15 protein-coding genes are annotated in these 15,459 nt (G+C 39.9%); 9 read left to right on the top strand and 6 right to left on the bottom strand.

The features are described from left to right. The first annotated feature begins 10 nt into the window (after window positions 1-10). The 3 genes from NMG86_RS04675 to NMG86_RS04665 are packed head-to-tail and all read left to right on the top strand — an operon-like array spanning window position 11 to window position 2,602. Window positions 11-1,288, top strand: a complete 1,278-nt coding sequence (locus NMG86_RS04675) for a hypothetical protein (RefSeq protein ID WP_052338632.1) — start codon at window positions 11-13, stop codon at window positions 1,286-1,288. Between the two features lie 19 nt (window positions 1,289-1,307). After that, entirely contained in the window at window positions 1,308-2,318 is a 1,011-nt protein-coding gene (locus NMG86_RS04670) for a hypothetical protein (RefSeq protein WP_026797122.1), read from the top strand. Between the two features lie 8 nt (window positions 2,319-2,326). Next, window positions 2,327-2,602 (top strand): hypothetical protein, encoded by a 276-nt coding sequence (locus tag NMG86_RS04665; protein WP_026788877.1) that lies wholly within the window; start codon window positions 2,327-2,329, stop codon window positions 2,600-2,602. A 102-nt stretch (window positions 2,603-2,704) separates the two neighbouring features. Here the strand turns inward: NMG86_RS04665 and galE are convergent, their stop codons facing one another. The 5 genes from galE to petB all read right to left on the bottom strand — a co-directional run bounded on the left by galE (window position 2,705) and on the right by petB (window position 6,935). Further along, complete coding sequence (gene galE / locus NMG86_RS04660) at window positions 2,705-3,703, bottom strand: UDP-glucose 4-epimerase GalE (RefSeq protein ID WP_026797121.1); 999 nt, start codon at window positions 3,701-3,703, stop codon at window positions 2,705-2,707. 37 nt (window positions 3,704-3,740) lie between these two features. Further along, on the bottom strand, window positions 3,741-4,121 hold the full coding sequence (locus NMG86_RS04655) for a hypothetical protein (protein WP_026797120.1): 381 nt from the start codon (window positions 4,119-4,121) through the stop codon (window positions 3,741-3,743). A gap of 152 nt (window positions 4,122-4,273) precedes the next feature. After that, window positions 4,274-5,455, bottom strand: coding sequence for a glycosyltransferase family 4 protein (locus tag NMG86_RS04650; RefSeq protein WP_026797119.1), 1,182 nt, complete (start codon window positions 5,453-5,455; stop codon window positions 4,274-4,276). 153 nt (window positions 5,456-5,608) lie between these two features. Continuing rightward, window positions 5,609-6,088: a cytochrome b6-f complex subunit IV gene (gene petD / locus NMG86_RS04645; protein ID WP_026788873.1), complete on the bottom strand. Its 480-nt coding sequence runs from the start codon at window positions 6,086-6,088 to the stop codon at window positions 5,609-5,611. A 178-nt stretch (window positions 6,089-6,266) separates the two neighbouring features. Further along, window positions 6,267-6,935, bottom strand: a complete 669-nt coding sequence (gene petB / locus NMG86_RS04640) for a cytochrome b6 (RefSeq protein ID WP_026788872.1) — start codon at window positions 6,933-6,935, stop codon at window positions 6,267-6,269. Window positions 6,936-7,288: 353 nt separating this feature from the next. Between petB and ctpA the strand changes: the two genes are divergently transcribed. The 6 genes from ctpA (at window position 7,289) to NMG86_RS04610 (ending at window position 13,614) form a co-directional block, all read left to right on the top strand. Continuing rightward, window positions 7,289-8,524, top strand: a complete 1,236-nt coding sequence (gene ctpA / locus NMG86_RS04635) for a carboxyl-terminal processing protease CtpA (protein ID WP_026797118.1) — start codon at window positions 7,289-7,291, stop codon at window positions 8,522-8,524. A gap of 78 nt (window positions 8,525-8,602) precedes the next feature. Next, on the top strand, window positions 8,603-10,018 hold the full coding sequence (locus NMG86_RS04630; protein WP_026797117.1) for a dihydrolipoyl dehydrogenase family protein: 1,416 nt from the start codon (window positions 8,603-8,605) through the stop codon (window positions 10,016-10,018). A 17-nt stretch (window positions 10,019-10,035) separates the two neighbouring features. Further along, complete coding sequence (locus tag NMG86_RS04625) at window positions 10,036-10,545, top strand: pentapeptide repeat-containing protein (RefSeq protein WP_026788869.1); 510 nt, start codon at window positions 10,036-10,038, stop codon at window positions 10,543-10,545. A gap of 112 nt (window positions 10,546-10,657) precedes the next feature. After that, entirely contained in the window at window positions 10,658-11,299 is a 642-nt protein-coding gene (locus NMG86_RS04620) for an HAD family hydrolase (protein ID WP_026788868.1), read from the top strand. 474 nt (window positions 11,300-11,773) lie between these two features. Continuing rightward, the gene (locus NMG86_RS04615; protein WP_026788867.1) at window positions 11,774-12,421 is read left to right on the top strand and encodes a hypothetical protein; all 648 of its coding nucleotides are present in this window, start codon (window positions 11,774-11,776) and stop codon (window positions 12,419-12,421) included. Window positions 12,422-12,510: 89 nt separating this feature from the next. Beyond that, the gene (locus NMG86_RS04610; protein WP_026797116.1) at window positions 12,511-13,614 is read left to right on the top strand and encodes a M23 family metallopeptidase; all 1,104 of its coding nucleotides are present in this window, start codon (window positions 12,511-12,513) and stop codon (window positions 13,612-13,614) included. A 218-nt stretch (window positions 13,615-13,832) separates the two neighbouring features. Here NMG86_RS04610 and NMG86_RS04605 read toward each other — a convergent pair whose 3' ends face one another. Beyond that, complete coding sequence (locus tag NMG86_RS04605; protein ID WP_026794536.1) at window positions 13,833-15,431, bottom strand: YcjF family protein; 1,599 nt, start codon at window positions 15,429-15,431, stop codon at window positions 13,833-13,835. Window positions 15,432-15,459 lie beyond the last annotated feature (28 nt).

Below are 15,459 nucleotides of genomic sequence, written 5' to 3'. Positions count from 1 at the left end.
GAAAATTTTCATGCTAACTAATGAGTTAAATATTATCATGGTTGCTCCTAGACAGATTGGTAAAACCAGTCTGTTAGCAGCCATGCACGAAGAATTCGATAAAACGTTTGAACAAGCTAATCTTCAAACGTGGACTGATGATACTAGAACATTACAAGCTATAACCGAATGCAAGATAGTTTTAAGAACTATAGATCCTAAATTTCAAAAATCCGTAAAAAGAACTGACATCTTTGATGATCTTTGGGATGATAAAGGTTTTGTTTTTGAGCTTGGGAGTGGTGGCAGAAAATTTATGAAACTTAGATTTACTGACCCATCAGGTGATTATTTTGCAACAGATTCAATACAAACAGAGAAAGAGTATGTGAAGGAAAAATTATTAAAATGTGATGCTGTAATTATTCCCATTGATGCTACTGCATTAATGGAAAAAAAGACAGGAAGGGTCAACCATAGCGAAGTGGGAACTTGGCATGAAGAAAAAAACGATCCTGAACGGATCACAACCCTGTTAAAATCTGCCTATGCAGGTTTGACCGATCCCAGATCCGTTCCCAGATTAGTCATTTTAGCTCCTGTTAAATGCGAAACTTACATGAGAACTTCCCAAGATGCTGACAACTTACTCCAGCACGTTCAAATCGGATATCAAAAACTGTTAAATTTTTTAAAATCCGATGGGTTATTTGGTAAAGTGGCAGTTGTGGTGACACCCGTTCAAACCGTTGGTAATGCTGTTTTTGCTTACCACAAAACTGATGATCAGGGTTTTACAAAATTTTACTTTAATAAAACAGAAATGAAAGCTCCCTATGCTCCAAAAGATGGAGATCAACCCCTGAGATATGTTTTACGGTTTTTGCTAAATCTTTCTAATGAGGAAAAAAAACGTCAGTTAGAGCAAGATCAAAGAGAACTAGCTGAACTTGAAAAAAGTCTATCCACAGAAAAAGATAAACTTGATGAAGTTAAACAAAAAGTTGCTCAACGACAGAAAGCATTTAGAGAACAACAGCAACTTTGGTTTCCCTTCAGATCTATAGACAAATTATTTGATGATAAGTACGGAGCTTATAAAACAGCGCAAGAAAACCTTAAATCAACGGAAAAAACAGTTCAAGACATTCAAACTAAAGTTCAGAAGTCTAAAACCCAAGTTCAAGCTACGCAGGAGGAAATTAAGATTTTTAACAATGCTGTTTTTGCTTTTGCCATTGGCTGTAAAAATAGTGATGGTTTTGCTATTTTGCAAGGTGCTAAATTGTTGCCTATTCCCCATAATTAATAGACAAGGAGATTGAAACATGAAAGAGCTAGAGCCAGAGGTTTATGTGAGAAGTTATGCCCTAGGTAAAACTGGAATTCATTGGCGCAAGATTGAAAATGAAAATATCCAGTATATCTCAGAATCTCCTAATATGCTTAAAGAAAGGTTGGTTAAGAAAAAAACAGGGGATTTAGGAACAATTGGATATTTGATAAATTATCAAAATCCTTCGCTTGTTCTCATGCGTTATTCTGAACAATTATTATTCATGGTTTCAGGAATTGAGTTTGTAAACAAACAAACTAACAAATTTGGAAGTACAATAGAAACCGAAGTATATAATGCAGTTGCATGGGTTGTTGATCCTGATGAAAGTAACAGTATTTCACCTAAAAACGAATTAATGTTACGACATTTAGCAGCACGCGCATTATTAAGCTTTGTAGGTAAAGATCCAGAGTTTATTAATACAATCAATGAGGCAATTAATTTTAAAGGATTAGAGGAATTTGAGGTTAATCTCGATAAAATCAATCAATTAACTGAAAATTCAGCAGATAAGCTCAAACAATTACTTTCAAATTTAGATAAAGCTGAAGGTGATCAACAAAATTGGTACAAAAAAGATGAAAAAATAGGTAATGAGCAAGAAATTATTAGTTTGGCTGAGAAAATCATCAACACCGGATTACCGGAAGATGATTTAGCAATTTTAATCAGTAAGGTTGATAAGAATACAGTCTCGGTTTCATCTATTGATCTTGATCTTAAGCCTGAAATACCTACGGATAATCAAGTTGAAAAATTGTCATCTCCTTCAATAGAACCTGAAAAAACTGAGGAGAAGGGGGATTTACCAATGGGAAAGTCCCCAAGATTCAGGTTAAACATAAAAGTGGTAGCGGTAATCTTAATAATCATAACAATATTAAGTTCAATGATAGTGACGTTAAAGGTGATGGAGAACAAGAAAGAGAAGCCGGAGAAAATACCGATTCCGCAAAGTTTGGTAACTCCCAAACCGCCAGTTCCGGTAAATCTAAGATAGATCAACCTATGGAAAATAAAGATAAAGATTGGATCAAAATTGTACGTTCTTTTGTTAAATTAATCCCAGAAGAAAAATATCGTTCTCCGATAGAAGAACGATTAGATTTTGAAGACAAATTATTAGAAGAACAACGAAATGATTGGTTTAAACTAGGTAAGTTTTTAATTCTCGATAACGAATTAAAAAAACAGTTAACTCCTGAAGATAATCAGTTATTAGACTCAGTTGAAAAAATTCTGAATGACTTGTTAAAAAGGTTGAAGGAAATCAAGGGTGAATAATCTTTTATCCTGATCAAAAATAAATCGTGGTAATCTCTTTAGGGCTTCAATCCATCCTAGTTACTAATCTGGGGATTAAGCCCTGAAGGGCTTACTACGGGGTTAGGTGTGTCGTTTTTGATGCCAATTCCAAGCATGGGTGATAATATTTTGAAGATCGGGATATTCAGGATTCCAACCTAATATTGATCGGGCTTTTTCTCCACTTCCAACTAAACTTGGTGGATCTCCGGGGCGGCGATCGCATTCAATCGCTTTAATCTCTTTTCCCGTAATTTCTCTAGCGGTTTCTATCACCTCTTTAACAGAAAATCCTTTCCCATTTCCTAAATTAAAAACATCCGTTTTTCCACCATTTAATAAATATTCTAACCCTAAAATATGGGCGGTTGCTAAGTCCGTAACGTGAATATAATCTCTAATACAAGTACCATCAAGTGTGGGATAATCGGTTCCAAAAATAGAAATAGAATCTCGTTTTCCTAATGCTGCTAATAAAATTAAAGGAATTAAATGGGTTTCGGGATTATGATCTTCCCCTAATAACCCTTCTGGGTCGGCTCCGGCGGCATTAAAATAACGGAAACGTACCGATTTAAAATCATAGGCGACATCAAAATCCGATAAAATTCTTTCTACCATTAATTTAGTCGCCCCGTAGGGATTAATCGGATTTTGGGGATGCTCTTCAGGAGTGGGAACAATATCAGGAACCCCATAAGTGGCGCAGGTTGAGGAGAATACAAACTTATTAATTCCCGCCTCTTTCATTGCTTCCAATAACGTTAAAGTTCCGACCACATTATTGCGATAATATTTATCAGGATTAGTAACAGATTCCCCCACATAAGCATAAGCAGAAAAGTGCATCACCGCATCAATTTTGCGACTAGAAAATAACTGATCAAGTAACGGACGATCATTAGTATCTCCAATAATTAATTCAGTTTTTAAGACCGTTTCCACTAAGTCTTGATGTCCATAAACTAAATTATCGAGAATAATAACTTTATAACCCGAACGTTGTAGCGCCAGGACAGCATGGGAACCAATATAACCCGCTCCGCCAGTAACTAAAATAGTAGTTTTATCTTCAGACATAAATTTATGCTCCTTTGTTTTATTCAATGAATTTAAGTTAATCTTCTAACCGTTTAACTGAAACATCAACCGCTTGCACATCAATAGTTCCTGGGGGTGTTAACCGACTAAAATGCCCCTGTTCGATTTTCAACGGTTCTCCACAGTTAGGACATTGAAATTGAATGTTATTAAAAGCCGGAAATTCATGGCTACAAACCGGACATTGATCTTGAATTAGATTGCGTTTTAACCACCACTGGACACCCAAAATCACCAAAATAGGAGTAATCGCAATCACCGCAATTAAAATCAGAACCCCCTTGACTAACCAACCCAAACCAATAGAGATCAAAATGCCAATTACAGCTAAAGTAATCAGCCAGTTAGTCAAACCAGAAAGTCTGATTTGTAGAGTTTTGAACCGCTCTTGGTTCACAGCTATCTCCTTAATTATTCAAGCCAGATTTAATCTGATGGAACCCTTAAAAATTTGAACTTTGATATTTTAATTTCTATGATATTATAGCAACCAGCAGGTTAATATTCACAACTTCTTTGTGTCTTCGTGTCTTTGTGGTTAAATTAGGCTTACCCCTGGTTTTGATCCAGCAACTCTTGGACTCGGCCCTCAAAGGCGGGTTTTCCGAAATGGGCCAAACATTGCTCCCGCAACCAAGGGCCATGACAGCGTTGATCCTCACCCTGAAGCAGTTGAATACAAGCCTCTGCAACGGCCTCTACATCGCGGTGAGGGACTTGCCAGCCCAATTTTCCATCCTGCAAAGGATCAACCGAACCATCGCTATCCCCGGCAATAACGGGTTTCTCGCAGGCCATCGCCTCTAAATAAACAATCCCAAACCCCTCTTGAGAGGGCATGACATAACCATCACAAACCCGATAATGATTAACTAATTCCTCGGTAGGAACAAATCCGGCAAAAATGACCCGATCGCTTACTCCCAAATCTTCGGCCAACTGTTGTAATCTGAGTTGGTCATCTCCCCGACCAATAACTAAATATTTGACATTGGGAAAGACTTGGGCAATTTGGGAGAGGGCGCGAATGGTAACATCAACTCCCTTATAGGGGTCGCCTTTCCATAGACGAGCAACGGTCATTAATACCCGGGCATCCTGTAAATCATAGCGTTGGATTAACTGTTGGGGTTTGGGGCTGGGAGTAAATTTTTCCCCATCTACCATACAGGGTAACATTTGAAATTGATTCGGATTTAACTGATTAGCAAGACAGGCTTGATCGCGACTATATCGGCTAATTGTCCAAATTTGATCGGCATTTTGTAGGGCTTTTTGCTGTTTTTTCGGCAGAGGTTCCCAGACTTCTTTACCATAGGTTAATACGGTGTAAGGAATACTCAAGGGTTGACAAATTATTTGCACCAAGGGGGCTAAATTAATATGACCACACAACACCCGTCGAGGTCGATATTGGACTAAATTAGTTAGTAAAGATATTGCTAATTTAATCCTTCCCCAGAGGGGATTTTGAGATTTAAAATACTCAAATTGAAAAGAACTGGATGGGGTTTCAAAAGGGTTAGGACATCCGGGATAATCCCGTAAAATTAAAACCTGATTCTGGGGATTAATATTAATCTTTGAGTCGGGAGAAACGGGTTTAATAGTCTGGGAAGCATCTAAAATATCTTTAACATAGGATTGAATTCCTCCTTCACAAGAAAAAACAGCTAAAAAGCACCAAAGTAATTGATTTTGATCTAGGTTTGGGTATTTTTTTAATAACATAGCCAGGGTTCAAGAATAATATTGTTTTGTATTCCGTCTTTTCCAATTGTTCCTATAAAAAAGGATACCTGTGACGCTCCCAGACCTAGCCTAACACGCTATCCCGGTGAACCCACAGGTATCATATCATCAAAAATTTTGAGAGGATGTGGTTTAAAATCCCAAAGTTAAAGACTTATCAATGGGAAGGGCAGCCCCAATTCCTAACCACAGCGTTACTAAAGTTCCAAATAAGAAAACAGCCGTTGCCACAGGACGACGGAAGGGGTTTTGGAACTTGTTGACGTTCTCAATTAAAGGAACCGCAATTAAACCCACAGGAATCGAAGACATCAACATAATTCCTAGCAATTTATTGGGAACGACCCGCAAAATTTGGAAGGTTGGCCAGAGATACCATTCGGGTAAAATTTCTAACGGCGTTGCAAAAGGATTAGAGGGTTCTCCCATCATGGCGGGGTCGAGAACCGACAATGCCACCACTAAACCAAAGGTTCCCAAAATTACAATCGGGAACGTATATAACAAATCATTCGGCCAAGCCCGTTCACCATAGTAGTTGTGACCCATGCCTTGAGCCAATTTAGCGCGAAGAACTGGATCACTGAGATCCGGCTTTTTTAAGATGGACATAATTAAAACGTCGCTCCTTTTTGGGAAATTTAACAGGTTGTTGGTTGTCTTTGAATTTGGCAAAGGCTACTCCTAACCCTTGGATGTTTGAGACCCGTTATCGAAAGTTAACTTTCTCCGAACAAACCGCCACCGATGCCGGAGTAGCGCCGAAACGCCAAACCCGATCCACGTCCATTTACAGAGGGCCCGAAATCCCTTGCTTCCGAATCATCAAGAAGTGGGCTAACATAAAGACGGCAATCAGCCAAGGTAGGACAAAGGTATGTAAGCTGTAAAAACGGCTAAGAGTACCTTGACCCACGGCCGTACCACCCCGCATCAGTTCCACAATGGTTGAACCGACAACGGGAATCGCTTCAGGAACCCCAGATACAATTTTCACCGCCCAGTAACCAACCTGATCCCAAGGCAGAGAATAGCCTGTAACCCCAAAAGAAACCGTAATCACGCCTAAAATCACACCCGTGATCCAGGTTAATTCCCGGGGCTTTTTGAAACCCCCGGTGAGATAAACGCGGAAAACGTGCAGGATCATCATTAACACCATCATACTGGCAGACCAGCGATGGATGGAGCGAATTAACCAACCAAAGCTCACATCCGTCATAATGTATTGAACAGAAGTAAAAGCTTCCGCGACGGTCGGTCTATAATAGAACGTCATCGCAAATCCAGTGGCAAACTGGATTAAAAAGCAAACTAAAGTGACTCCACCCAAGCAATAGAAAATGTTGACATGAGGGGGCACATACTTACTGGAAATGTCATCATCAAGTGCTTGGATATCCAGCCGTTCATCAAACCACTTGAAAGTCTGAGATTCTTTGATTCCCTTAGAAAACATGAAGCTAGAATTCCTAAAAATAAATGGCTACCTATTGTTATTCCTTTAAGACATCATTAATAGATATCTTTAGATTAGACTGTCTGAAGCCAGAGAACTCTGGATATCAAAAAGCCATCACCATAAGGAATAGGGAGGTCGGTTTGATCCGATTGACAGATTAGGCTAAAAGACTTGCGTGTTCTCCCCTACTCTAAAAAATGTAACATAACTTCAACTCAATTTTCACAAAACTAGGGAATCAATCTGCCCCGGATCGAATCCCCCAAGGGTGATGCTGAAAATCAAGCCGTGAAAGGTCTTAAATCGGTTGATTCCCCAATCTAATTTGAAAGCAACGTTAAATCACCACCATGCAAAAGCGCGTTTTTCCCATAGCATTTCTAATTATTCTGCAAGTTAGCTTAATCTGGATCACTTGGACAAATCCGGTTCTGGCCCTGACCGAAGATCAAAAAATCTTGAGTGAAAGTTGGCGAATTATTAATCGCTCCTATGTGGATGAAAGTTTCAACCATCAAAACTGGTGGTCTATCCGCGAGAAACTAATCCGGCAACCCTTCAAAAGCCGCGACGACACATATTCTGCCATTGAGAAGATGTTAGCCACCTTGGATGACCCATTTACCCGGTTATTGCGACCGGATCAATATCGCAGTTTACAGGTGAATACCTCCGGGGAACTGATGGGGGTGGGGTTACAAATCTCCCAGGACGGGGAAACGGGCAATTTAACCGTTATTGCTCCGATCGATGATTCTCCCGCAGAACGGGCGGGTATCCAACCCCAGGATCAGATTGTGAAAATTGATGGCTTTTCTACTTCTGAGTTAACCCTAGATGAATCCGCGGCTCGGATGCGGGGGCTAAGGGGTAGCCAAGTGACTTTAACGGTGTTAAGAAATAGCAATAAAACCACGGAAGATATTATTTTAGTTCGGGATCGGATTGCCCTGAACCCGGTGATCACGGAACTACGTTCTGATTTGAAAGACACTCCATTAGGTTATATTCGTTTAAATCAATTTAATGCCAATGCCACGGAAGAAGTAGCTCAAGGGATTCAATCTTTAGAAAAAAAAGGGGCGAAAGCCTATATTTTGGATCTCAGAAATAATCCAGGGGGATTATTACAATCTGGCATAGAAATTGCCCGACTTTGGTTAGATGAAGGGACGATTGTTTATACTGTTAATCGTCAAGGTTTATTGGGAAGTTTTGAAGCGGTGGGTTCGGCTTTAACCCAAGCTCCTTTAGTCATTTTAGTCAACCCAGGAACCGCTAGTGCCAGTGAAATTTTAGCCGGGGCTTTACATGACAATCATCGAGCAACTTTAGTTGGAGAAAAAACTTTTGGCAAGGGATTAATTCAATCTTTATTTGATTTATCCGATGGTTCGGGATTAGCAGTAACAGTTGCTAAATATGAAACTCCCAATCATACTGATATTAATAAATTGGGAATTATGCCCGATCAGTTAATTCCTTCGGAACCTTTACTTAGAAATCAAGTGGCAACGGAAGCCGATCACCAATATCAAGCGGCTTTGGAATTGCTATCTTCTCAATTGGTGGTGGCTCAAAATTAATAGGTAATGGGTTTTGGGTTTTGGGTTTTGGACTGATGACTAATAACTGATTTCTGATAACTGATAACTGATTTTTGTATGTTGGATTATGATTTGGTGATTTTAGGAGGGAGTTTAACCGGACGCTATGCAGCATTATTAGGCAGTCAAATGCAAGGACGAATTGCTTTAGTTGAGCCGGAAAAAACTGGGCATTCGGGGTTATTTTCGATGGCTTTATCCCTCTCTAAACTTGAGTTAATACCCCTCTGGGGCGGGTCGGATATTAGGAGAAAACCGATCAAACCTTGGGTCGATTTAGTTAGAAATAACTGTGAGGAAATTTATTCCCATCAACGGTTAGGGGCAGGGGGAGTGGATGTGATTGTTGGTGAAGGTGAATTTATCAAATCTCCCCGTCTGGGATTTAAAGTTAATAATAGAATATTGCGATCGCGCAATTATTTATTAGCCCCAGCTTCCACCCCTAAAATTCACCCCATTGAAGGGTTATTATCCACAGGATTTATTACTCCACAAACCTTGGATTTGTTTTTAGAAAAATTACCGAATTTATCAGAAATAATTCCCCAGAGATTAGCAATTATTGGGGGTGATCCGAAGGGAATTGAATTAGCCCAATATTTCGCTCGTTTGGGTTTAGAGGTGATTATGATTACCCCAGCTACTCAAATTTTAGCCCAGGAAGATCCCGATGCGGTGCAGTTGATTCAATGTCAATTAGAAGCCGAAGGAGTAAAAATTTTAACCCAAACTCCAATTATTCAGGTTAAAAAAATTGCCGATAAAAAATGGATTCAAGCGGGAAATACTGCTATAGAAGTCGATGAAATTTTGGTGGCTTATGGCTCTCAAACCGACGTCGAATCCTTAAATTTAAGCCTGGTCGGTGTTGAGTTTAAAGGAAATCATTTATGGGTGAATCAAAAACTACAAACCACCAATCCTAGAATTTATGGGTGTGGACAAATTTTAGGGGGATATCCCTTTGAACATATCGCCCAATATGAAGCACAAATTGCCCTCAAAAATTCCCTATACTGGCCGAAGTTTCAAGTTGATTATCAAAGCATTCCTTGGGCTATTTTTTCTGACCCCCAATTAGCACAGGTGGGGTTAACAGAAACCCAAGCTAAACGACGCTATGGAACTCAAGTAATTGTAGAGCAACAACCCCTAAAAATGATCGCTCAGGCGCAAATTTCCGGGGAAACAACGGGATTTTGTAAACTTGTGGGTTTGGCGAATGGTAAACTCTTAGGGGCTACGGTGGTCGGTTCCCAGGCAAGTGAATTAATTCATACCCTAGCTTTGGCAATTCGTCAAGGGGTAAACCTTAAAACCTTAGCTGAATTTCCTCCGATTTTTCCCACGTTTTCGGAGGTTTATCATCAAAGTGCGATCGCTTGGATTGATCAACGCCGTTGTCAAAATAGGGTATTATTTAATTGGACAGAAAATCTGTTTCATTGGCGACGATATTGGGGAAATTAAGAATTAAAATGTCTAACATGAAAGTTCAAAAAATACAAGTTTTTAACCGGGCAACGATTATCGGTTTTAGTGTTTTATTATTAACTGTTACGGGTTGCCAAAAACCACCTGCTCAAGTTAAGTTAGGTCAAGATCAAGAATGTTTTGGATGTGATTTTAGCGGAAAAAGTTTGCAAGGGCAAAATTTAACCGGGGCTAAATTGAATAATTCTAACTTTAGTAAAGCGGATTTAAAAGGAGCTAATCTCAAGGGAGCATTTTTAGATACTGTTGATTTTACTGGAGCGAATTTAACCGGGGCAGATTTAAGTGAAACTACTTTAAATCAAGCTAATTTAACAAATGCTAATTTGAGTCAAGCGAATCTGACTGGGGCATTTATTCGAGGGGCTAAACTGAATAATGCCAAACTGAATGGAGCAATCTTTAAAGATGCGGATTTGAACTCAGCCGATTTAACCGGAGCAGACCAGAAAGGAGCTAATTTTCAAGGGGCAATTATGCCGGATGGTTCGATTCAAAAATAATGTGTAGTGGGGAATTACGAATTACGAATTACGAATTACGAATAGGCAATAAATAGGATTGCTATGGGATTAAATTTGGTTAAAAACTCCAGTTTCTATATTTTATATAATCATGCTCAAAGCGATTTTATTTGATTTGGATGGGACTTTAGTTAATAGTGACCCATTGCACTATCTGACTTGGGCAAAGGTTTTAGAGATTTATCAATTGACGATTGATCATCGTTTTTATCAAACTCGAATTAGTGGCAGAACAAATATCGAAATTGTAGGGGATTTATTTCCTGATTTTTCCGATAAAGATATAGTAAAAATGGTGGATTTAAAGGAATTAAAATTTCGAGAACTAGCTATTGATTTACAACCCTTACCTGGGTTAATAGAGTTTTTAGATTGGGTGAATCAGCAAGGCTTTAAAACGGGTTTAGTTACCAATGCGCCTCGGGAAAATACGGATTTTATCCTAGAAATACTGAATTTATCAGATTATTTTGATAGTGTGGTTTTGTCCGATGAAATTGGTATTGGGAAACCCGATCCCGCGCCTTATCAATATTGTTTAGATCAGTTAAATATTTTACCAGAAGAAGCGATCACTTTTGAAGATTCTCCTTCTGGGATTCGTTCTGCTATTGCTGCGGGGATTAAAACTATTGGGGTTGCTTCTACCCATGATCCCAATAGTTTAAAAGATTTGGGGGTAGCATTTGTGATTGATGATTTTACCCATTCTGACCTACAAATTATCAGATAAATATATTTAGGGCAATTTTGAAAATTCGCGATCGCTCTTTGCATATCTATAACTGTCCCTTGAACAGTAAATTTAATCGCATTGCTTAACAGATTTAATAAAACCTGTCGCAATTTTCCTTCGTCGCTTTCTAAATAATGGGGGAGGTTTTGTGAATACTCAAATTTTAATTCTAAGCCTTGAGACTCTGCCCGCATTTGCATCATTATTTTTTACATAGATAGCTCAGGGAATATTCTCAATTAAACAGGAGGAATCATCAATAGCGCAGTAAACAATACAAACATTAATTTGCAACTTGTAGAATCCTTACTTCAAGCGATCCATTCCCTCTCACCCGCCGAGCAGATTTTATTGCGATCGCGCCTTCTGTCCGGTCAAATTGAATCTTCAAAGGAACAATAAACGGATTCTATCGACTCTTAGATTATAAGAGTTAAATCAGAACTTGAAAAAATAAGGATATTTGAGTGTATGTTAACTTCTAAATTATCACGTTCAGGACTATCGGTTTTCCTCGCCTTGGGTTTAACAACAGCCGTAGCCACACCTCTGCTGCAAGCTATTCCCGCCACAGCCCAAGCCTTCCCCAATACCTTACAACGGGATAGAATTTTAGCCGGAACCGAGATTCCGGTAGAATACTCCCAAGCGGAAAAAATTGTGGTTATGCCGAACGAAACCGTTGCCCTAACAATCACGGTAGCACGGGATATTGTTACCAGTCAGGGACGGGTTTGGATTCCGGCAGGGGCTGAAATTGTCGGACAATTAAAACCCGCTTCCGGGGGGTCTCAATTTGTAGCGAGTGAGGTGATTCTCGGTGCCGGACAACGGTTTCGCCTAGATGCGAATTCTCAAGTTGTCACCCACACCGAAACCGTCCGCAAAGGGGCTTCGGCGAAATCTATTGTCGGTGGGGCAGCTATTGGGGCGGCGGCTGCGGCAGCTATTGGGGCAGTGGCCGGGGATAATGCGATCGCAACGGAAGAAGTTTTAGTAGGTGCGGGACTCGGCGCCATTACCGGAGTCTTTGTTGGACGGAGTAAAGTGGATGTGGTGGTGATTAATCCGAGTCAAGACCTCAGTTTAACCTTACAATCGGATATCATCTTCCGCTAAATCGTAGTGAGCCCTTCAGGGCTCCTTCTTTCAAGATAGCCCTAAAGGGCTTACTACTTATCAAGATAGCCCTGAAGGGCTTACTACTTATGAGGATTTCCACGGCTAAAAAATACGCGATCGCATTCTGCCTAACTTTAGGGTTAACGGCATTAGTTAGTTGTTGGAGTCCTAAAGCCACCCAAACGGCTGAGTCTTCCCTACAGCAAGCTCACACCATGGCCCAAGGGATCAGCCAACAACTGATTAGCCAAACCCAAAATCCTCGTTTTGCCCAACCCATTGATTGTCAATTGGGTCAGGATTGCTTTATTTTGTTATATCCTGATCGAGATCCAACCCCCAATGTCGTTGATTTTGGTTGTGGACGGCAAACCTACGATGGGCATAAGGGCACGGATTTTGCCATACCTGATGAACAAGCCATGGCCAGAGGCGTTCCGGTCTTAGCCTCCCAGGGGGGGACAGTATTGCGTGTACGGGACGGAGTTGTGGATCGACGAATTCAAACCGAAGCGGATAAAAAGACCGTGGAAGGCACGGAATGTGGCAATGGTATTGTAATTGACCATAGTTCTATTCCCAATGGGGCGGGATGGGAAACTCAATATTGTCATTTACGCCAGGGAAGTGTACAGGTCAAACCAGGGGATAAGGTCGAAAAAGGTACGGTTTTAGGGGCGGTGGGGGCTTCGGGTTTGGCATCCTTTCCCCATGTTCATCTCACCATTAATTATCAGGGGAAAGTAATTGATCCCTTTGTCGGGCCAGGGGCAACGGCCGGATGTAATGTCACTCGTAACCCGATTTGGGAACAGTCTTTTGCCTATATTCCCACGGGATTAATTCGGGCTGGATTTTCGGCTCAACCTCCAACTATGGATGAATTATGGCAGGGGAAATTTAATCAAACTACCTTACCCCAAGATAGTCCGGCGTTGTTATTTTGGGTACAGGTTTATGGAGTATTAACCGGGGATAAAATGGTTTTTAATTTGTATAATCCCCAGGGACAAAAAGTTTTAAATAATGAGAATTTTGTTAATGATTCTAGTAAAACTTGGATTGGTTATGTTGGCAAAAAAAATGATCCTCAACAACCCTTAACTTCTGGAGTTTGGAAAGCAGAATATCAATTAATTCGAGGCGATCGCACTTTAGTTAAAACTCAAAATCAAATGGAAATTCAATAGGGAACAGGGAACAGCCCCCCCAAACCCCCCGTGCACGGGGGGCTTGGGGGGGAGGGAATAGGGAATACTGATCACTCCTAAACTGATATAGCAGTCGCCACATCTATTAGGACATTCTTGAAGGCTAAAAGCTGCTCACAGTAAGTATTTACCTATAGCGAGATTGCCTATTCCCTATTGCCTCTTGCTATAACTGATAACTGATGACTGATTACTGATTACTCATCTTCCCAATCATCTAAATAACGCTTTAATAACGGTTTAATATCTGCTGCGATGGGTTGTTCTTCTTCCTCTAATTCAGTATTATTAAAATTCAGGGGTTCAATAATTTTAGCAAAGGCATCCTGAACAAATTGTTTTACAAATTCATCCCGACGAGTTAACTGAAATTGTCGTTGTACTACTTCTGTCATCCCTCCATCTCCCCAGTCTTGATCTTGGCGGAAATATTCAATAAAACTTTTACCAGCAATTCGAGTTAAATAGGCCGCACTCACCGCTTGAATTGCTCGTCCGACTACTAAGGTTGCTAAATTTAATTGTAGGGCGGTTGAAACTAACTGAATTACTCCTTTTACTACTCCTAAACTTCCTAAAGTTTTTGCTAGGGATAGGGCTAATTCTCGACCGCGATCGCTATTTAATTCACACCCATAAATTTTACCAATTTCTATCACCATTTGGGTATTAACGGCTGCTGTAGCAATTAAATCAATTACGGGTAAAGGTGTTACTGCAATTACCCCCGCACCTATCCATTGAAACCGCTCCACAATTTTTTCTGCTTCCCGTTTGCGTTGACTATCAATTAAGAGTCTAGCTTCTTCTCCTAACCGTTGGGATTGTAATAAAATATTATCCGCAATTAATTCTTCTCCTTCGGCTCTTAAAATTAGGGCGATGCGTCTAATTAAGGGCATAATATCCGGTTCTGGTTGAATCATTTCCCCCGTTTCTAATTTAATTGATGACGGATTCGCCGCGATAGAAATAACATCATTGGCATCTAAAAATAGTTTAACTCTATCTTTAAGTTTTGCTAAAATAATATTTTGATCTGCTGCTGTGTACAAATCTTTTTTATTTAAAATAATAAGCGATCGTTTGCCAATTTCAACTAAGGCTTGTAAAGATTGATATTCCGACTGTCTTAAATCATTATCTAAAACAAATAATAATAAATTAGCATCCATCGCCACCGAACGCGCTAATTTTCCCCGCTCAGACCCGGCTATTCCTGCTTCTAAAATTCCGGGGGTATCAGTAATTAAAATTTCCCGGTCAATTCCATCTAATTTTAAATGATAGGTTTCTCCCACTTCTGTTGTTCCCATGGGTGCATTAACTTTCCCCACCATTCGACCCATTAACGCATTAACTAAAGAGGTTTTTCCCGCCGAACCCGTACCAAATACAACAACTTGAATATTGCCTTTAGCTAATTCTGAAGCCATATCTTGAGAGCGACTTAATAAGGCTTTTTTAGCCACTTCGTCCTGAATTTGAGTTACCTGTTGTTCTACGGATTTGAGGGATGCTTCCGCCGCTTCTATTTTGTCTAAAGGTATTTTTAACGGTCGCCGTTTTTTGCGAGATTTTCCTGATTTCTGGAAGAATCTAGTATAATAAAAAAAGGCAAAAATTGCCAATCCTAACAATATAATTAACAATAAAAGCAGCAAATTTGCTAAAATAGGATTAGCTGACCAAATTACCTGACTATAAAGAGCCGATAGGGAACTCACCAGCCAAATCATTAAGCCTAAAATTAGACAAATTCCAAAAATTAAAAGTAAATAACGAGAGATGGGCATAATGCGATCGCTCCAACCTTAAATCAGC

Origin of the sequence: Planktothrix rubescens CCAP 1459/22 (genome assembly GCA_904830895.1) — a bacterium.
GTDB classification, from domain to species: Bacteria; Cyanobacteriota; Cyanobacteriia; order Cyanobacteriales; family Microcoleaceae; genus Planktothrix; species Planktothrix agardhii.
This window is presented reverse-complemented; position numbering and strand designations above follow the sequence as displayed.

Bases quoted from the DNA above. Each gene is read 5' to 3' on its own strand.
- ctpA (WP_026797118.1), top strand. From the start codon at position 7,289: ATGCAAAAGCGCGTTTTTCCCATAGCATTTCTAATTATTCTGCAAGTT.
- NMG86_RS04675 (WP_052338632.1), top strand. From the start codon at position 11: ATGCTAACTAATGAGTTAAATATTATCATGGTTGCTCCTAGACAGATT.
- NMG86_RS04665 (WP_026788877.1), top strand. From the start codon at position 2,327: ATGGAAAATAAAGATAAAGATTGGATCAAAATTGTACGTTCTTTTGTT.
- NMG86_RS04630 (WP_026797117.1), top strand. From the start codon at position 8,603: ATGTTGGATTATGATTTGGTGATTTTAGGAGGGAGTTTAACCGGACGC.
- NMG86_RS04605 (WP_026794536.1), bottom strand. From the start codon at position 15,431: ATGCCCATCTCTCGTTATTTACTTTTAATTTTTGGAATTTGTCTAATT.
- galE (WP_026797121.1), bottom strand. From the start codon at position 3,703: ATGTCTGAAGATAAAACTACTATTTTAGTTACTGGCGGAGCGGGTTAT.
- NMG86_RS04615 (WP_026788867.1), top strand. From the start codon at position 11,774: ATGTTAACTTCTAAATTATCACGTTCAGGACTATCGGTTTTCCTCGCC.
- NMG86_RS04620 (WP_026788868.1), top strand. From the start codon at position 10,658: ATGCTCAAAGCGATTTTATTTGATTTGGATGGGACTTTAGTTAATAGT.
- petD (WP_026788873.1), bottom strand. From the start codon at position 6,088: ATGTCCATCTTAAAAAAGCCGGATCTCAGTGATCCAGTTCTTCGCGCT.
- NMG86_RS04650 (WP_026797119.1), bottom strand. From the start codon at position 5,455: ATGTTATTAAAAAAATACCCAAACCTAGATCAAAATCAATTACTTTGG.
- NMG86_RS04610 (WP_026797116.1), top strand. From the start codon at position 12,511: ATGAGGATTTCCACGGCTAAAAAATACGCGATCGCATTCTGCCTAACT.
- NMG86_RS04670 (WP_026797122.1), top strand. From the start codon at position 1,308: ATGAAAGAGCTAGAGCCAGAGGTTTATGTGAGAAGTTATGCCCTAGGT.
- NMG86_RS04625 (WP_026788869.1), top strand. From the start codon at position 10,036: ATGAAAGTTCAAAAAATACAAGTTTTTAACCGGGCAACGATTATCGGT.
- petB (WP_026788872.1), bottom strand. From the start codon at position 6,935: ATGTTTTCTAAGGGAATCAAAGAATCTCAGACTTTCAAGTGGTTTGAT.